This is a genomic window from Micromonospora humi (assembly GCF_900090105.1).
GTDB lineage: Bacteria > Actinomycetota > Actinomycetes > Mycobacteriales > Micromonosporaceae > Micromonospora > Micromonospora humi.
Genome location: NZ_FMDM01000012.1, coordinates 226,236 through 241,298, shown reverse-complemented (window position 1 = coordinate 241,298; position 15,063 = coordinate 226,236). Strand labels below are relative to the sequence as shown.

The following is a 15,063-nucleotide window of genomic DNA, read 5'->3' as shown; positions in this document are numbered from 1 at the left end:
CTTCGAGCAGCCGCAGCAGCGAGGCGTGCAGCAGCGGCGCGTCCCGTTCCGGCAGCAACCTCGGGCAGCGATCCTCGACCGCCGCCCAGAACCGGCACGCCTCCCCGGTCACGGAAGCCGGCCCGCGCCGGAGCCGGCCGCGTGCCGGGTGGCATGTCCCCACCCGCCCGCCGCGCCCGAGCGGACCGCGGCCGGGACGTGGTACGGGAGCAGGCGTCTCGCGGTCACGTGGATCATCGCGCCTCCATCTGTCGACAAGGGACCGACTCCGGGGCGGGCACCGGGATGAGGTGGTGAAGTGGTGCCCGCTCCGGGCGGACGCTGCCGCGTCGCGGCACGCACCACGATGGTCAATTCGGTACTGGCCTGAGGCAATGTTTCGGGGAAGAATGCGAACCAAGGGATGAGGTGCCTTACGCGACAACAGCAAAGGGGATGACGTGGACGACTCGGGAAGCACCGTCCCGCGTAGGCAACTCGGCAGATATCTGAAGGAGATTCGCGAGAACGCGCACGTCACGGTGAGCGCGGCGGCCAAGAAACTGGAATGGTCGACGCCCCGGATCTGGCGCTACGAAACGGGACAGGTCTCCATGCATCCGAACGACGTGGAGGCGATGTGCCGGGTATACGGCGCGTCTCGCGAAACGATCGAGACGATGCGGGCGCTGGCCCGGGAAACCAAGGCGCACGGCTGGTGGCACAGTTACGGCGAGGCGGTCGAAGACTGGTTCAAACTGTTCGTGGGTCTAGAGGCCGCCGCCACGAAGATTCGCCACCACGAGGCCAATCTGGTGCCAGGGCTGTTGCAGACCGTCGAGTACATGACCGAGGTGATCAGTACTGACAATCCCCAGTTGAATGAGGCCGAGCGGCAAGCGAAGGTGGATGTCCGCCTGCGCCGTCAGCGGCTGCTGGCGCGCGCAATCCCGCGCGCGCCCTACTTCGACGCGATTCTCAGCGAGGCCGTGCTCCGCCGGCCACTGCGCGCCCCGGGCGCGATGGCCCGGCAACTTGACGCTCTGGTGGTAAACAGCCGGCGGCACAACATCGGCATCCGGGTGCTTCCACTCGGCGTGGGGCTCTACCGCTGGGCCTCTACTGGAACTTTCACCATGCTCGACTTCCCGACCGACGTGCGGGAGCAGGAGCCGACCACCATCTACATGGACGGGCCGTGCGGTGCGGTCTACCTTGACAAGCCGCACGAGATCCAGACCTACGAAGACGCGTGGCGCTCGCTCGGTGAGCGGGCGCTCGACGCGGACGAGTCCCGTGAGCTGATCACGGAAATCGCGAAGGAGATGACCCATGGGACGTGACGGGGTGTGGCGCAAGTCGTCCCGGTCCGGCGGCAACGGCAATTGCGTCGAGGTGGCGGCCTTCGCCGACGCGGTGGGCGTGCGGGACACCAAGGATCGGCGGGGGCCGGCGTTGAGCTTCGACCCGGCGAACTGGACCCGGTTCGTCGCGGCCACCCGCGCCGGCCGCTTCGACCATCCGGCCTGACCGGTGACGGCGGGTCGGGTGCCGGCGTCCCGGCATCCGACCCGTCGGCCGCTCGGTCAGCGGCGCACCGAGTAGCTCAGGTGGAGCACCCGGTCGCCCCGGATCACCACGTCCGGGTCCGCCAACAGGTGCTGCGCGTCGACCGACCCGAAGAAGCGCTTGCCGGACCCGAACACGACGGGTACGACGTCCATGCGTACCTCGTCGACCAGGCCCGCGGCGAGCGCCTGGCCACCGACGTCGCCGGCGGCGACCTCGACCACGCGGTCCCCCGCCAGTTCCTGCGCCCTGGCCACGGCCGCCTCGACGCCGTCGACGAAGTGGAACGGCGCCTCGGGGTCCCAGCCCTCCGGCGCCGGCCGGTGCGTCACGACGACCACGTGGTCGATCCCGCTCGGAGGCGTTCCGTCCCAGCCGTCCGTCAGGTCGAAGACGTGGCGACCGCAGATCGTCACCCCGATCTGGTCCCAGTAGGCCCGGGTGTGGTCGTAGGAGGCCTGCGACACCGTCAGCGCGCCGCTGGAGTCCAACGGGACGTCACCGTTGGACAACCAGTCGAACAGCGGCCCGGGCTGGTCGTTCTCGTCCGCGACGAAGCCGTCCACCGATACCGAGCCGTACATGACCACCTTGCCCACGGGCTCTCCTCTGCTCTGGCGGGCCCCCAAGTTAGCGCGTCGTGAGCTGCCGTTCTTGTAGGAAATCACACGGCCGGCAGCGGCCAGCCGTCCAGCACGTGGCCGGGATGTTCGCGCAGGAACCGCCGCCGGACCTCGACGTACCGGGTCGGCGTGAGCCCGGTGAACGCCCGGAAGTCGTGGCCGAAGTGGGCCTGGTCGAAGTAGCCCGCGCCGGCCGCGAGGCCGCCCCAGTCGACCGGTCCGGCGGGGTCGACGGCGAGCACGGTGGCGGCGAAGCGGTGGGTGCGAGCCAGCCGCTTCGGCGTGACGCCGACGAGTTCCTTGAACCGCTGCGCCAGGTGGGTGCTGCTGACGCCGGCCGTCGCGCTCAGGTCGCCGATCGCCACCGCCCCGCCGGTCGCCGCGATGACGCCGCTCGTGTGGCGGACCAGCCCCAGGCCGGCGGTCTCGCCCAGCCGGCGGATCAACTCCGCCTCGAACAGCGTCAGCATCTCGTGCGGTCCGGCCGCCGTGGCCAGCCGGTCCCGCAGCGCGGCGACGGCGGGCCGGCCCCAGACCTGTTCCACTGTCACCGGCCGGTCGCGCAGCTCGGCCGCCGGCATCGGCAGCAACGGCGCCAATCCCCACGGCTTGACGTGCGCGCCGACGGACCGGGTCTGCGGCGGATAGCCGAACTCGTAGGCGCGGGTGGGCACGGTGACCACGCAGCCGTCGGCGTACTCGGCCGGCTCGATGTCGACGCCGGTGCGGATGTGGAACGGCGCTCCGAGGTTGACGATGAGCAACGCGGACGGCCCCGGTGGCAGCGTCAACCGGGGGTACGGCGGCGCGCCCGCCAGGTAGTAGAGGTCGTCGACCAGGACGTCCAGCGGTGGTCGCGGCACTCTGGACACGTACTCCACGCCCACAGCATCGCCGACGTCACGCCGGCGTCGCCGCAGCCCCACCGTTCGCCGCGCGGATAGATCTTGGTACGAGCACGCCCTCAGAGGGGCGGATCCGTACCAAGATCTGACAAGTGCGCGTGCGGAGCCGCCGATACGATGCGAGCGTGGCTCAGGTTCGGCGCCCGTACCGGCTGGTCGCCGTCGTCGTGGTGGTACTGCTGCTCGGCGCGGGCGTCGCCTGGGCTGTCGACGACACGTTGGGGCTGAGCCACACCCCGGCCGACGTGCCGGCCGAGACGGCCGTCGCCGCGCCGCCTCGGGCGCCGGCCCCGGTGCCGCCGCTGACCTCGATCGTGGTGCCGGACCAGCTCCGCGCGGTCAAGGCCGCCACAGCGGTCGCCGACGCGCTCGCCACCCGAGGCCGTCCCCGCCCGACGGTCACACCGAGCGCCGCCCCGGCGCCGAACACGACCACCGGCCCGAGTACGACGAGCATGTCGGCCGTGACCGGGCTGCGGGCGGAACTACGCGCCGGCGGGGCGCCGGAGGCGTACCGGATCGGCGTCAGCCGGACGGAGCTGAGCGTCACCGGCGACCTGGCGGGCGTCGCGGCCGGGCTCTACCGGCTGGCCGACCGGATCCGCTCGGGCGCCGAGGTGCTGCCGGCGGCGGAGGTCGGCCGCCCGGTCGCGCCCCGGTTGGGGCTGCGGCTGACCGACGCCGGTTCGGTGGGCCGCGAACCGGATCCGGCGGCGTTCGCGGCCGGCGACGACTATCGGCTGAACACCGACGTGGTCACGCCGGCCCTGCTGCCCCACGCGCCGTGGGTGGACGCCGCCGCGGTGGGCCGGATCGACGCGCAGTTCCGGCAGTTCGTCGACCACGCGGTGGCGCAGGGCTACAACGGCGTCGTGGTGCCCGGCTTCCTGGAATACGTCACGTTCGCCGGCGTCGGCGACGGGCACGCGGTCTATCCGGCCGGCGACCCGCACGTGGAGCGGGCGCGGGCGATGGTGGCGGCGTTCGGGCCGGTCTTCCGGTACGCCGCCGAGATGGGGCTCAGGGTCTTCCTGCTCACCGACATGCTCGCGGTGTCACCGCCGCTGGAGGCGTACCTGGAGCGGACCGTCGGCGGGCTCGACACCGGCGACCCCCGACTGTGGGCGGTCTACCGGGCCGGGCTGGCCGAGCTGTTCGCGGGGATGCCGTTCGTCGCCGGGCTGATGGTCCGCGTCGGTGAGGGCGGCGAGGTGTACGCGGGCAGCGGCGGGGACTACACCTCCAAGCTGGCGGTCACCACCGCCGAGGGTGTGCGCGCCATGCTGCGGGCGTTGCTCGACACGGCGGGACCCGCCGGCAAGGAGATCATCTTTCGCACCTGGACGGTCGGCGTCGGCGCGGTCGGCGACCTGCACACCAACCCGGAGTCGTACGCCGAGGTGCTCGGCGGGTTCGACGACGAGCACCTGGTGGTGTCCACCAAGTACACGCTCGGCGACTTCTACAGCCACCTACCGCTCAACACCACGCTGTTCGGCGGCGCGCAGCGGCGGATCGTGGAGTTCCAGGCCCGGCGCGAGTTCGAGGGGTTCGGCGCGCTGCCCAACGACCTCGGCCCGCTGCACCGGGCCGCGCTGCGCGCGTTCCTCGCCGCGAACCCGCACGTCGAGGGCGTGTGGAACTGGACGCAGGACGGCGGGCCGCTGCGCGCCGGCCCGATGTCGCTCTACCTGCGCGCCGGCTTCTGGCAGCTCTACGACCTGAACACGTACGCGGTGGCGCGGCTGGCCTGGGACCCGGACGCCGACCCGGCACAGGTCACGGCCGACTGGGCGTACCGGACGTTCTCCGGCGACCCGGCCACCGTGGCGACGATCGGGCAGGCGATGGCGTTGTCCCGCGCGGCGGTCACCACCGGCCTCTACGTCGGCCCGTACGCGGACACGTCGGTGCGCGCGCTCGGGCTGGAACCGCCGCCGATGATGTGGATCTTCGAGTGGGACATCCCGACCGGTGACTCGGCGGCGCTGGACAGCATCTACGCGGTGACCGGCGACCGGGTCGACGCGGCGGTCGCCGAGGGTGGCGCGGCGGTCGCGACGGCCCGGCGGATGCGGGCACTGGTGGCCGGCACCGACCCGGCGACGTGGCGGGACGCCGCGCTGCGGCAGCGTTTCGTCGACACGCTCGACTACCAGGTGGACCTGTTCGAGACGCTGGCCGCCTACCGCACCATGGTGCTGCGGCACGCGCAGTGGCTGGACACCGGTTCCGCCGACGCGTACGCCGACTGGCGGTCGGCCGCCGGGTCGTACCGGGAGGCGCGGGACCGCCACCGGCAGCGCTACGGCGGGGACGTCGACCTGCCGGCGTACCGCTTCACGGCGGCCGACCTCGGCGCGCGGCGGGCGGACCGCGACCCGGCGATGGCCTGGGCGGCGCGGGCGCTGCTGGTGCTGGTCGCGGCGGTGGTGGTGCTCGGCCTGCGCGGGCGCGGGCCGGGCGGTCCGGCCGCGCGGGCGCTGCTGCTCGGCGCGCTGCGCCCCTGGCGGACGGCCGGGCTGCCGGCGTCGGCGTCCCGGCTGGACCGGGCGCTGGTCTGGCTGGTGCCGGCGGTGGTGCTGGTGGCGAGCCGGCTGGTGTTCACCTGGTTCGCCGCCCCCGCGCACCTGCTGGTCACGCTCGGCGGGTGGGCGTTGTTCGCGCTCGTGGCGCGGCTGGCGGTGGGCCGGCGCGACCCGTTCGCGCTCTGGGCGGTCGTCGGCGGGGTGGCGCTGCTGCGCAGCGTGCTGCTGCTGGCGGTGCTGGCCGCGCGCGGGCCGGGCGGCTACTGGATGGTGTTCTGGACCGCGCCGGGCCGCCGGGCGGTCTACCTGACCGTCGCGGTGGCGGCGTTCTGCTGGCTGTTCGTGGCGACCGCGCTGGTGCTGCGCGACCGTTACGGCGTGACCCGGCGCCGCGCCGCCGGGCTGGTGCTCGCCGCGGCCGGGGTGCCGCTGGCGGTGCTCGCCGGGCTGGTCGCGTGGATCGGCCCGGAACGCGCGCTGACGGTGTGGAACGACCAGATGGCGTTGCTGCCGTGGGGGCTGTCGCGCATCCTCGGCATCACCGTCTACCTGGGCATCCCGGCGAGCCTGCCCGGGTACGCGGCCGGGGTCGGGGTGGCGCTGGCCGCCGCCGGGGCGCTGCTGTCGGTTCGTCGCCGCGCCGGCGCGTGAGGTGAACGGGCCACCGGCGGCGGGGCGGCGTCACGTGGCCTACCGGTGGGTCTCGCGGTCCGGGCCGGCGGTGAGGGCGTCGATCAGGCCGGGGAAGCGGGCGTCCAGTTCCTCACGGCAGAGCTGGATGCTGTGCGAGCGGCCGGTCACGATGGTCCGGGTGAGGCCGGCCTCCCGCAGGATGCGGAAGTGGTGGGTCATCGTCGACTTGTGCACGCCGAAGTCCCAGTGGGTGCCGCACTTGCCGTGCGGCCGACCGTCGGCGAGCGTCTGCACGATCCGGAGCCGGATGGGGTCGGCGACCGCCCGGAGCACGTCGACCAGGTCGTGATCACTCGCCATGCCCCCACACTACCGTTGGATGTTCATCCGACAATTCTCTAGGCTGACGGTATGACGAACATCCAACAGTCCGGTTCGGTCCGCTGGGAGTGGGACGCCGAAGGCGTGGTGACGGTGACCCTGGACGACCCCGGGCGCACCGCCAACATGCTCAACCGGCGGCACCACGACGGGCTCCGGGCCTGCCTCGACGACCTCGACGCCCACCGGGACCGGTTGCGGGGCATGGTGCTCACCTCGGCCAAACGCTCCTTCGTCGCCGGCCCCGAGTTCGAACCGGGCGAGATCACCCCGGAGGAGGCGGCTTCCACGTACGACCTGCTCGTGCCGCTGCGCGACCAGGCCCGGCGGTTGGAGACGCTGGGCCGACCGGTCGCCGCCGCGCTGAACGGCTCGGCGCTCGGCGGCGGCTTCGAGCTCGCGCTCGCCTGCCACCACCGCGTCGGGCCCGACGACCCGAGCGTGGTCTGGTCGCTCGCCGAGACCGGGATGGGCATCATGCCCGGCGGCGGCGGCACGGTCCGGGTCACCCGGATGGCCGGCATCACCGCGACCGTGCTCGACATCGTCGGCCCCGGCACCGCCTTCCACCCACGGGCCGCGCTCGCGGCCGGCCTGGTGGACGAGTTGGCCGACGACGTGGTGGCCGCCGCCCGCGCCTGGGTGCTGGCGCAGCCGGCGGGGCCGTTCATCCAGCGCTGGGAGCGCCCCGGCTACCGGATCCCGGGCGGCACGGCGGAACCGCCGGGCCTGGCCGAGGAGGTGCGCCGCAGGTCCGAGGGCAGCCCGGTGCGCGCGCTCCGGGCGGTCCTGGACGTGGCGGTCCGCAGCGCGGGCGCGCCACCGGACGAGGCCTTCGAGATCGAGACGGCTGCCTTCCGTACGCTTCTCGGCGCCCCCGAGATCCCGGCGCTGAGCCACCTCTTCTTCGCGATGCGCAGGGTCGCCGGGACCGCGACGCCGGCGTACCCGGTCGCGACCACCGCCGGCGTCCACGAGTTCCCGCAACGTGTCGCCCATCCCCTCGCCGCGGTGTTCTTCGCCCCCGACGCCCCGGTCGTCGAGATCGCCGGCGACGCCCCCGCGCGGATGGCCGACGAGGTCCGCGCCCGGGGCGGCATCCCGGTCGTGACCAGCGACGGCACCACGTCGTTCGTCCAGGCGTTGTTGGACGCCGGCCCCGATCCGGCCGAGATGGCCGCCGCCGCCCGCCGCGCCCTCGACGCCGGCCTGGTCGTCGACCCCGCCGGCGCCGACGTCGCCTCGGTCCTGGCGGCCGGCTTCCCACCCTGGACCGGTGGGGTCCTGCACCACCTGGCGGCGCCGGGCGTGTCCGACGAGGGGCGGCACTGATCCGTCGCGTCGCCGGCCCTCCGGGTGCCACCATGTCGACGTGCGTAAGATCCCCACGCTGTTCCGCCGCGACCCCGACGACCGCCTGAAGCCCGGCAAGGCCCACCCGCCGGGCTACCGGCCGGTGGCGACCGACGAGGCGACCGGCAAGACCGTGGGCTGGGAGCCGATCGCCCGGTCGTCGTTCGCGACGTTCCACGCCGAGGCCCTGGCCGCGCACCGGGGCGAGCCCCGGCACGGCACCTACGAGCTGATCGGACCCAAGATCAACGGCAACCCCGAGGGGGTACGCGGACACGAGCTGGTCGCGCACGCCGACGCCGAGCGACTGGAGGTCCCCCGCGACGTCGACGGCCTGCGCGAGTGGCTGCTGGCCCACCCCGCGTACGAGGGCGTGGTCTGGCACCACCCGGACGGCCGGCGGGCCAAGCTGAAGCGCCGCGACTTCGCCTGACCGCTATCCTCCTGCCGTGATCCGCACTCTCGCCGCCGTTTCTCTGGCTTCCCTTCTTCTCGTCTCGGGTTGCTCGTCCGCCGACGCCCCCGCCTCCGCGCCGGCCGGCTCCGGTGTGCCGTCGGACCGGGAAGCCGCCGGCGCTTGTCTGCTCGTGGCCCGCACGGTCGAGAGGAAGGAGGTGCTCTTCGGCGCCGGCACACGACCCGCCGCCCGTGCCGTCCAGTCGACCGATCCGGGCATCAAGGAGGCGGGCCGCCAGTTGATGGCGGCCGGCACGGCGGTCGAGGAACTCCTCGTGAAGGACCCGGACGCCGATCGTGGACCGGCCACCGCGCGCCTGGTCGACGCCCAGCAGAAACTGCTCACCGCCTGTGACGGCCTCTTCGGACCGCGGCCGTGGCCGTTCGACGGGAGCCCGTCGCCGACAGCCACGAACTGAAGCGGTTCCGTGTCGCGGCCCGCCCCCACTCGTCCTTCATGGAGGTACCTACGTGATCAAGGCGGTCTTCTTCGACGTCGGCGGCACGATTCTCGACGAAACACGTGAGTTCGCGGACTGGGCGGACTGGTTGGGTGTGCCCCGGCACACGTTCTCGGCGGTCTTCGGCGCGGTGATCGCGCGAGGGCAGCACTGGCAGGAGTCGTTCCGCACGTTCCGGCCCGACTTCGATCTCGCGACCGAGTTGGAGCGCCGGGCCGCCGCCGGCCGGGCGGAGGCGTTCGGCGAGGAGGATCTCCATGCCGATGCCCGATCGTGCCTGGCCGCGCTGAAGGGGCAGGGCCTGCTCGTCGGTCTGGCCGGCAACCAGCCGGCGCACGCCGAGGCGAGCCTGCGCGCGCTCGACCTTCCGGTGGACGTGATCGGCACGTCGCACGGGTGGGGCGTGGCGAAGCCCGACCCGGCCTTCTTCGACCGGGTCGTCCGCGACGGCGGCGGCGACCCGTCCGCGATCCTCTACGTCGGCGACCGGCCCGACAACGACGCCCGCCCGGCCCTGGCGGCCGGGATGCCGGCCTGCCTGATCCGGCGCGGCCCGTGGGGCCACATCCTCGACATGCCGGCCGTGGCCGAGCGGTGCCTGTTCCGCATCGACTCGTTGGACGAACTCCCGCCCCTGGTCGCCGCACACAACTCGGCCGGACGCTGAGATGGCCCGGCGGCAGCCACGGTGGTTCCTCTGGGTGGTGCTGGTCTCGTCGGGTTGCACTCTTGCGTCGCTGGTGATGCGAGGCCCGCACCACGGGTTCGGTGGCCCGGTGCTCTACTTCGCCGTCCTGTCCGGATCCGGTGCGATGCTCGTGTCGTCGGTCGTCCTGATCCTGCTGCGGGCGCGGGATCGGCGGCGCCGAAAGCCGGCCGTCACCGAGTTGCGCGACGTCTCCTAGCCTTGGCTGGTGGATGACGGACTTCTGCACCGGCTCCGGGTCGAACAGGCCCATCCTGAACCACCCGGCGATCCGAGATTCCGCTCAGCGTTGAGGCGGCGCTTCCGCGCCAAGGCGGAACTCGCGGAGCGTGTGCCAGGAGCGAGGTGCCGGTGACCCCGCGACGAGCCGGACCGTGTCGACGGTGGCGCGGATCGGCAGGTGGTCGGCGACAGCCTCGGCGGCTTCGGCCAGGACGTGCTGCGGAGCGTCATGGCCGACGGTCAGATGCGGTACGACGTCGGCGTGGGCGCCGGCGTACGGCGGAGCCTCGGGGAACCGCCGCCACACGGCCGCGGTGAGCAGGCGAAACCCGTCATCCGGCTGCGGGCGAGAGCCAGACCACGGTGTCTCCGAACCAGCTGACCTCGGCGAACGTCACATCGAAGCGCGGTGTGGCGTCGAAGACCAGACGCAGGGTGGTGAGCACGTCGTCGTCGACCCGGTCCGGGGGTAGGAACGGGTAGAGCACTGTCACGTGGGCGGGCACTCCCCAACCGGCTGCGCGGTCCAGCGTGGACCGGAAGCGCCCCACCGCCCGTTCGGTCTCGGGCACGGCGACGATCAGCGCGGTCTCCGTCGGCTCCATCGCCACAGCCTCCGACGATCGCTCCGGACAGTCGACCGAAATTCCGGACCGGAGGGCGGCCGTCACCGCCCCGACGCGCGCGCCACCGTCGACGACACGGCGGCCAGCTCGGGCCGCGCGGGTAGGAAGACTGTGGCGACGCCCAATGACTCGTTCATCGCGGCGAGCCGGTGCTCGGCCTGGAGATCGGTGGTGTTCCGCACTCCCCGGACGATCACCGCGACGTCGTGGTCACGGCAGTAGGCGGCGGTGAGCCCACTCCAGGCCGCGACCGTCACGGTGGTCCAGTCGGCCGGCAGGACCGCTCGGACAGCGGTCGCCCGCTCCTCCTCGTCGGCGTCCGGGTGCTTGTCGCCGTTCACCGCGACGAGCACGACCACCTCGTCGAAGAGGCAGCGTGCCCGGTCCACCACGTCCAGGTGCCCGGGCGTGAACGGGTCGAAGCTGCCGGGATAGACCGCGCACACGCGGTCATCGATGCCCATGACCCGACCCTAGGCGTCGGCTGTCGCGGGCTGAGTCATCCACGCCATCAAGTTCGTAGGCGCTACGGAGACCCGTCAGCCGGAGGCCAGCTCCGGCCGGTGCTCCTTGATCCACTTCTGCACGTCCGACTTGAGCCAGACCTTGCCCTGCACGAGGTCGGCCACGGGCTCAGGGAAGTTGCGATGGCTGGTGATGACGTAAACGCGCTGCTTGCTGATGCCACCCAGCATCAGGCGGATCTCTGCTGCGCCCACCAGCTCCATAAGCCGGACGCTAGACAGATGACCCGACTCCTTGACTCAGGTCAACGCCTCGGTCACCGTAAGGGGTATGCCGACGCCGAGCGGGACACCTCCGCAGATCCGCCCGGGCCGGGCGGTCCGACCACACACGCCGAGCCGTCCGCTGTGGCTGTGTCGCGTCTGCGCCGCGCCCTGGCCGTGCCAGCCGTCCCGGCTCCTCCTGCTGATGGAATATCGACATGACCGCGTTGGCTTGTCGATCTACATGGCGGGGTGTCTGTTCGACGCCACAGCGGATCTGCTGACGCTCAATCCGAACCCCGGGCCGAGCCCGAAGGACCTGTTCGACCGGTTCGTCGCGTGGACGGCGCGCGAGTGGCACTCTGCACCCCGGCAGCCGCCGCCAAGGTTTTAGCGGGCCAGGGCCAGGTCCGCGACCTCGGCGGCGCAGCCCCAGGAGAGCGTCACCCCCGCCCCGCCGTGCCCGTAGGCGTGCACCAGCCGCCCACCGCCGGGGTCCCTCTCGACCCGAGGTCCGCCGTGCCGGGCCGGCCGCAACCCGATCCGCTCCCCCAGCACCGGCGCGCCCGCCAACTGCGGCACCAGGGCGACGCACCGGCGCCGGATCGCCGCCGCCGTCTCCGGATCGGGCCGGGTGTGCGCCACCCCGGGCTGGTAGGTGCCGCCGAGCACCACGTCGTGGCGGCGCGGATGCACGTACGTGATGCCGGCCGGGTCGTCCTCGTCGCGCACCGAGACGGTCACGCCGGGGTTCGCCACCAGCAGGACGTGCCCGCGCGCCGGGTACACGGCCGGGTCCGCGGCGAGCCGGCCGGCGGCCAGGCCGGTGGCGTTGACGACGGTCGGCGCGAACTCGTACGCCTCGGCGAGCTCGCGCAACGGCCGGCGGACGACCTGCCCGCCGCCGGCCTCCACCTGCCGGTGCAACCAGGTCAGGTAGCGGGTCATCTCCACGGTCGGGGCGGTGAACCGCAGCCGCGCCGTGTAGGGCGCGGCGGCCGGCTCGGCCACCAGGTTGCCGCACGCGTCGGCCCACCACGGCGGCCCGGTGTACGGGCGGCGCAGCCACATCCGGGTGGGCCGGTGGACCACCCCGGGCACGCCGTCGGCGGCCTGGCGGCGCAGCTCGGCGTGCGTGTCGCGGGCCCAGCGCAGCACCCGCGGGTCCTCGTCGGTGTGGCTCGGGTACCAGACGGCGGCGGCCACCGTGGACACGATGTCCGACGGGTCGTCGGCGGTCAGCACCGTGACCCGCGCACCGCGTCGCTGGAGGGTGACCGCCGCCGTCATCCCGATCACACCCGCGCCGACCACCACCACGTCCGCTGCCGCCATGGTCCGCTCCCGCCACTCGTACCGTCGATGTTCCGCCGATGGTGACCGCCCGGCGACCGTGCCGTCCAAGACGGATCGGACAGCCGGCGATAAGCGGCGCTTATGATGGCGGCATGGTGGCGGCACCGGGGGCCTGGTCCGACCTGCGCCGGCTGCGCTCCTTCGCGGTGCTCGCCGAGGAGTTGCACTTCACCCGCGCGGCCGCCCGCCTGCACATCGCCCAGCCCGCGTTGAGCCAGCAGATCCGGGCGCTGGAACGCCAGCTCGGCGCGCCGCTCGTGCAGCGCACCAGCCGGGGCTGCACGCTGACCGAGGTCGGGGCCCGGGTCGCCGACGAGGCGACGCGCCTGCTCGCCGAGGTGGACGCCGCGACCGCCCGCATCCGCGACCTGGCGCGTGGCCGGGGCGGCCGGCTGCGGCTGGCGTACACCCGCTCGGCGCGCGGCGGCCGGGTCGACGCGCTGATCGGTCGGTTCCGGGCCGCCCACCCCGGCGTCGAGGTGGTCTCCGAGACGGCCTGGACCGCGCCGAACGTGGCCGGGCTGCTCGCCGGCCGGCTGGACGCGGCGTTCGTCCGCCCACCGGTGGACGAACCGGCGCTGGCCTGCCGCACGGTCGACACCGAGGAGCTGCTGCTGGCGCTGCCGGCGGGCCATCCGCTCGCCGCCGGCCGCCGCCGGATCGGCCGCGCCGAGGTGGTCGACCTGCCGGCGGTGATGTGGCCCCGGGAGAACGGGCCGGGCATGTTCGACCGGACCATCTCCCAGGTGTGGCCGCGCGGCGGCTTCCGGCTGGTGCGCCAGGAGCCGGACGACGAACAGTTGCTGCGCGCGGTGGCGCAGGGCGACGTGGTCGCGGCCGTGCCGGCCGGCCGCGCCCGGGCGTTACGGCTGCCCGGCGTACGGCTGCGCCGGTTCACCGCCCCGACGCCCACCGTGGACGTCGGGCTGGCCTGGCCGGTGGACAGCACCAACCCGGCCCTGCACGCGCTGCTCGCCCTGCTGGACTGAACGCTAGCCGGCCACCGGCACGGGCACCGCCGGCTCGTCCCGGTCGGCGCCGGTCAGCCCCGCGAAGAGCAGCAGGTACGCGGTCAGCTCCACCGCCACGGTGAGCGCCGCCACCGGCTGCGGCATCGCCGACGTGGGCGTGATGGCGTGCCAGGCGAACAACGCCGTCCCGTCGCCGGCGGAGAGCGGCAGCGGCACCGCGTCGAGGCTCGCGTCGATCAGCGGCAACGCGACCAGGGCCAGCACCGCTCCACCGGCCGCGGCGAGCCACCGGCCCCGCCCGGCCAGCAGCGCGGCGAGCGCCGACGCGGCCACCGCGAGGGCGAGCGCCGGCAGCACCGCGAGCACCACCGCGCTCGTCACGTCCGTCAGGGCGGGGCCGCTCAGGAGGGGGCCGTCCTCGCCGGCCAGGTCGTGCCGGACGGCGGCGACCCGCACGGCGGCGTAACCGACGACCGGAAGCGCCACCACCCCGGCGAGCACCGTCGGCCGACGCCGGAGCCGACCACGCCACCCGACCAGCAGGAGCACGGTCGCGGCCAGCGCCGCCCAGCCCGCGGTGAGGCCCGCCTCGACGCCGGCCGTGACGTCGACGGGGTCGTTCCCGTCCACGACCCGCCAGCCGAAGTCACCGTCGCCCGGTGCCGCCGGCATGGTGCGGATCGCGTCGACCAGCAGCACCGCCAACGCCGCCGGCGCCGCCCAGCGCGGCGCCCGCAGCCCGCCGGCCACCGCGTACGCGAGAAGCAGGGCCAGGCACAGCACCTCGGCGCCCCGCCACACCGGGTGGGCCACCAGGACACCGGCGACGTGCAGCGCGGCGCACGCCGCAGCGGCGATCAGGAGCAGGGGGCGACGAGGCACGCCGGAGATCCTGTCACGGCGGCCACGCCCGCTGCCGCCCCGCTCAGTTCCCGGCCGGCACCTGCTCCTTGACGTCGTCGTAGCCGACCTTGCCCGGCGCCTCGGCCGGCGCGTAGATCACCCGGAGCACGCCGGTCGGGAACGCCTCCGTCGCGCTGACCCGCAGGTGGTACGGCGAGTCACCCTCGTCGAACAGCTTGCGGCCCTTGCGGGCGGCGACCGGGTGCACCAGCAGCCGCAGCTCGTCGACCAGCCCGGCGGCGAGCAACTGCTGCACCACCGAGATGGATCCGGGGATGAGGACGCCCTTGACACCCGGGTCGGCCTTGAGGGCCGCGACCGCGTCGACGAGCTCGCCCTGGACCAGCTCCGAGTTGCGCCAGGAGAACTCCAGCGGCTGCCGCGAGACGACCACCTTGCGCATGTCGCCGAGCTGCTTGGCGAACGGCGCGTCCTCGCCACCGGCGGCCTCCCGGTCGGGCCACGCGCCGGCGAAGCTCTCGTAGGTCGGACGGGCGATGAGCAGGACGTCGGCGGCGGCGTAGTCCTCGGTGACCGCGCGGCCCATGTTGTCGTCGAAGTAGGGGAAGTGCCAGTCCGGGTCGATCTCGGCGACGCCGTCGGCCGAGATGAACAGCGTGGAGATGACCTTCGCCATCGCGGTGCTCCTTCACGTCAGGTGAT

17 protein-coding genes and 1 pseudogene are annotated in these 15,063 nt (G+C 73.6%); 9 read left to right on the top strand and 9 right to left on the bottom strand.

What is annotated here, in order from left to right; genetic code table 11:
- The first annotated feature begins 440 nt into the window (after positions 1-440).
- Positions 441-1,322 carry a helix-turn-helix domain-containing protein gene (locus GA0070213_RS22810; RefSeq protein ID WP_091068419.1) on the top strand — a complete coding sequence of 294 codons (882 nt, stop codon included), beginning with the start codon at positions 441-443 and terminating at the stop codon, positions 1,320-1,322.
- Positions 1,323-1,326: 4 nt separating this feature from the next.
- Entirely contained in the window at positions 1,327-1,509 is a 183-nt protein-coding gene (locus tag GA0070213_RS22805; protein ID WP_091068416.1) for a DUF397 domain-containing protein, read from the top strand.
- Between the two features lie 56 nt (positions 1,510-1,565).
- Here the strand turns inward: GA0070213_RS22805 and GA0070213_RS22800 are convergent, their stop codons facing one another.
- Positions 1,566-2,147, bottom strand: coding sequence for a dihydrofolate reductase family protein (locus GA0070213_RS22800; protein ID WP_091068414.1), 582 nt, complete (start codon positions 2,145-2,147; stop codon positions 1,566-1,568).
- Between the two features lie 65 nt (positions 2,148-2,212).
- A complete protein-coding gene (locus tag GA0070213_RS22795) occupies positions 2,213-3,052 on the bottom strand; it encodes an AraC family transcriptional regulator (RefSeq protein ID WP_245716515.1) in 840 nt (279 codons plus the stop codon).
- 149 nt (positions 3,053-3,201) lie between these two features.
- Here GA0070213_RS22795 and GA0070213_RS22790 point away from each other — a divergent pair, with 149 nt between their 5' ends.
- Positions 3,202-6,255: a hypothetical protein gene (locus GA0070213_RS22790; protein ID WP_245716514.1), complete on the top strand. Its 3,054-nt coding sequence runs from the start codon at positions 3,202-3,204 to the stop codon at positions 6,253-6,255.
- A 39-nt stretch (positions 6,256-6,294) separates the two neighbouring features.
- Here the strand turns inward: GA0070213_RS22790 and GA0070213_RS22785 are convergent, their stop codons facing one another.
- Complete coding sequence (locus GA0070213_RS22785; protein ID WP_091068408.1) at positions 6,295-6,597, bottom strand: ArsR/SmtB family transcription factor; 303 nt, start codon at positions 6,595-6,597, stop codon at positions 6,295-6,297.
- A gap of 51 nt (positions 6,598-6,648) precedes the next feature.
- On the opposite strand from GA0070213_RS22785, the gene GA0070213_RS22780 reads away from it, so the two are divergent.
- Genes GA0070213_RS22780 through GA0070213_RS22760 form a run of 5 tightly spaced genes read left to right on the top strand, consistent with a single transcriptional unit; the run spans position 6,649 to position 9,793 of the window.
- The gene (locus GA0070213_RS22780; protein ID WP_091068405.1) at positions 6,649-7,950 is read left to right on the top strand and encodes an enoyl-CoA hydratase/isomerase family protein; all 1,302 of its coding nucleotides are present in this window, start codon (positions 6,649-6,651) and stop codon (positions 7,948-7,950) included.
- Between the two features lie 40 nt (positions 7,951-7,990).
- Positions 7,991-8,404, top strand: a complete 414-nt coding sequence (locus tag GA0070213_RS22775) for a DUF5565 family protein (protein WP_091068402.1) — start codon at positions 7,991-7,993, stop codon at positions 8,402-8,404.
- Positions 8,405-8,420: 16 nt separating this feature from the next.
- A complete protein-coding gene (locus GA0070213_RS22770; protein WP_139128715.1) occupies positions 8,421-8,846 on the top strand; it encodes a hypothetical protein in 426 nt (141 codons plus the stop codon).
- A 52-nt stretch (positions 8,847-8,898) separates the two neighbouring features.
- A complete protein-coding gene (locus GA0070213_RS22765; protein WP_091068379.1) occupies positions 8,899-9,555 on the top strand; it encodes an HAD family hydrolase in 657 nt (218 codons plus the stop codon).
- A gap of 1 nt (position 9,556) precedes the next feature.
- On the top strand, positions 9,557-9,793 hold the full coding sequence (locus tag GA0070213_RS22760; RefSeq protein ID WP_091068376.1) for a hypothetical protein: 237 nt from the start codon (positions 9,557-9,559) through the stop codon (positions 9,791-9,793).
- Positions 9,794-9,877: 84 nt separating this feature from the next.
- Here the strand turns inward: GA0070213_RS22760 and GA0070213_RS32800 are convergent.
- From GA0070213_RS32800 to GA0070213_RS22735, 4 genes and pseudogenes are all read right to left on the bottom strand, one after another.
- Positions 9,878-10,421: pseudogene (locus GA0070213_RS32800) on the bottom strand (2'-5' RNA ligase family protein).
- Between the two features lie 62 nt (positions 10,422-10,483).
- Positions 10,484-10,906: a pantetheine-phosphate adenylyltransferase gene (coaD, locus tag GA0070213_RS22750; RefSeq protein ID WP_091068374.1), complete on the bottom strand. Its 423-nt coding sequence runs from the start codon at positions 10,904-10,906 to the stop codon at positions 10,484-10,486.
- Between the two features lie 75 nt (positions 10,907-10,981).
- Complete coding sequence (locus GA0070213_RS22745) at positions 10,982-11,170, bottom strand: hypothetical protein (protein WP_091068370.1); 189 nt, start codon at positions 11,168-11,170, stop codon at positions 10,982-10,984.
- A gap of 390 nt (positions 11,171-11,560) precedes the next feature.
- Positions 11,561-12,505 (bottom strand): FAD-dependent oxidoreductase, encoded by a 945-nt coding sequence (locus GA0070213_RS22735; protein WP_091068362.1) that lies wholly within the window; start codon positions 12,503-12,505, stop codon positions 11,561-11,563.
- Between the two features lie 113 nt (positions 12,506-12,618).
- Here GA0070213_RS22735 and GA0070213_RS22730 point away from each other — a divergent pair, with 113 nt between their 5' ends.
- A complete protein-coding gene (locus tag GA0070213_RS22730) occupies positions 12,619-13,515 on the top strand; it encodes a LysR family transcriptional regulator (RefSeq protein WP_245716513.1) in 897 nt (298 codons plus the stop codon).
- Positions 13,516-13,518: 3 nt separating this feature from the next.
- On the opposite strand, the gene GA0070213_RS22725 is transcribed toward GA0070213_RS22730, so the two are convergent.
- Complete coding sequence (locus GA0070213_RS22725; protein WP_091068353.1) at positions 13,519-14,379, bottom strand: hypothetical protein; 861 nt, start codon at positions 14,377-14,379, stop codon at positions 13,519-13,521.
- A gap of 43 nt (positions 14,380-14,422) precedes the next feature.
- On the bottom strand, positions 14,423-15,037 hold the full coding sequence (locus tag GA0070213_RS22720; protein ID WP_091068349.1) for a dihydrofolate reductase family protein: 615 nt from the start codon (positions 15,035-15,037) through the stop codon (positions 14,423-14,425).
- Between the last annotated feature and the right edge of the window lie 26 nt (positions 15,038-15,063).

Coding starts and splice junctions, on each gene's coding strand:
- GA0070213_RS22785 (WP_091068408.1), bottom strand. CDS start 6,597: ATGGCGAGTGATCACGACCTGGTCGACGTGCTCCGGGCGGTCGCCGAC.
- GA0070213_RS22780 (WP_091068405.1), top strand. CDS start 6,649: ATGACGAACATCCAACAGTCCGGTTCGGTCCGCTGGGAGTGGGACGCC.
- GA0070213_RS22760 (WP_091068376.1), top strand. CDS start 9,557: ATGGCCCGGCGGCAGCCACGGTGGTTCCTCTGGGTGGTGCTGGTCTCG.
- coaD (WP_091068374.1), bottom strand. CDS start 10,906: ATGGGCATCGATGACCGCGTGTGCGCGGTCTATCCCGGCAGCTTCGAC.
- GA0070213_RS22745 (WP_091068370.1), bottom strand. CDS start 11,170: ATGGAGCTGGTGGGCGCAGCAGAGATCCGCCTGATGCTGGGTGGCATC.
- GA0070213_RS22735 (WP_091068362.1), bottom strand. CDS start 12,505: ATGGCGGCAGCGGACGTGGTGGTGGTCGGCGCGGGTGTGATCGGGATG.
- GA0070213_RS22730 (WP_245716513.1), top strand. CDS start 12,619: ATGGTGGCGGCACCGGGGGCCTGGTCCGACCTGCGCCGGCTGCGCTCC.
- GA0070213_RS22720 (WP_091068349.1), bottom strand. CDS start 15,037: ATGGCGAAGGTCATCTCCACGCTGTTCATCTCGGCCGACGGCGTCGCC.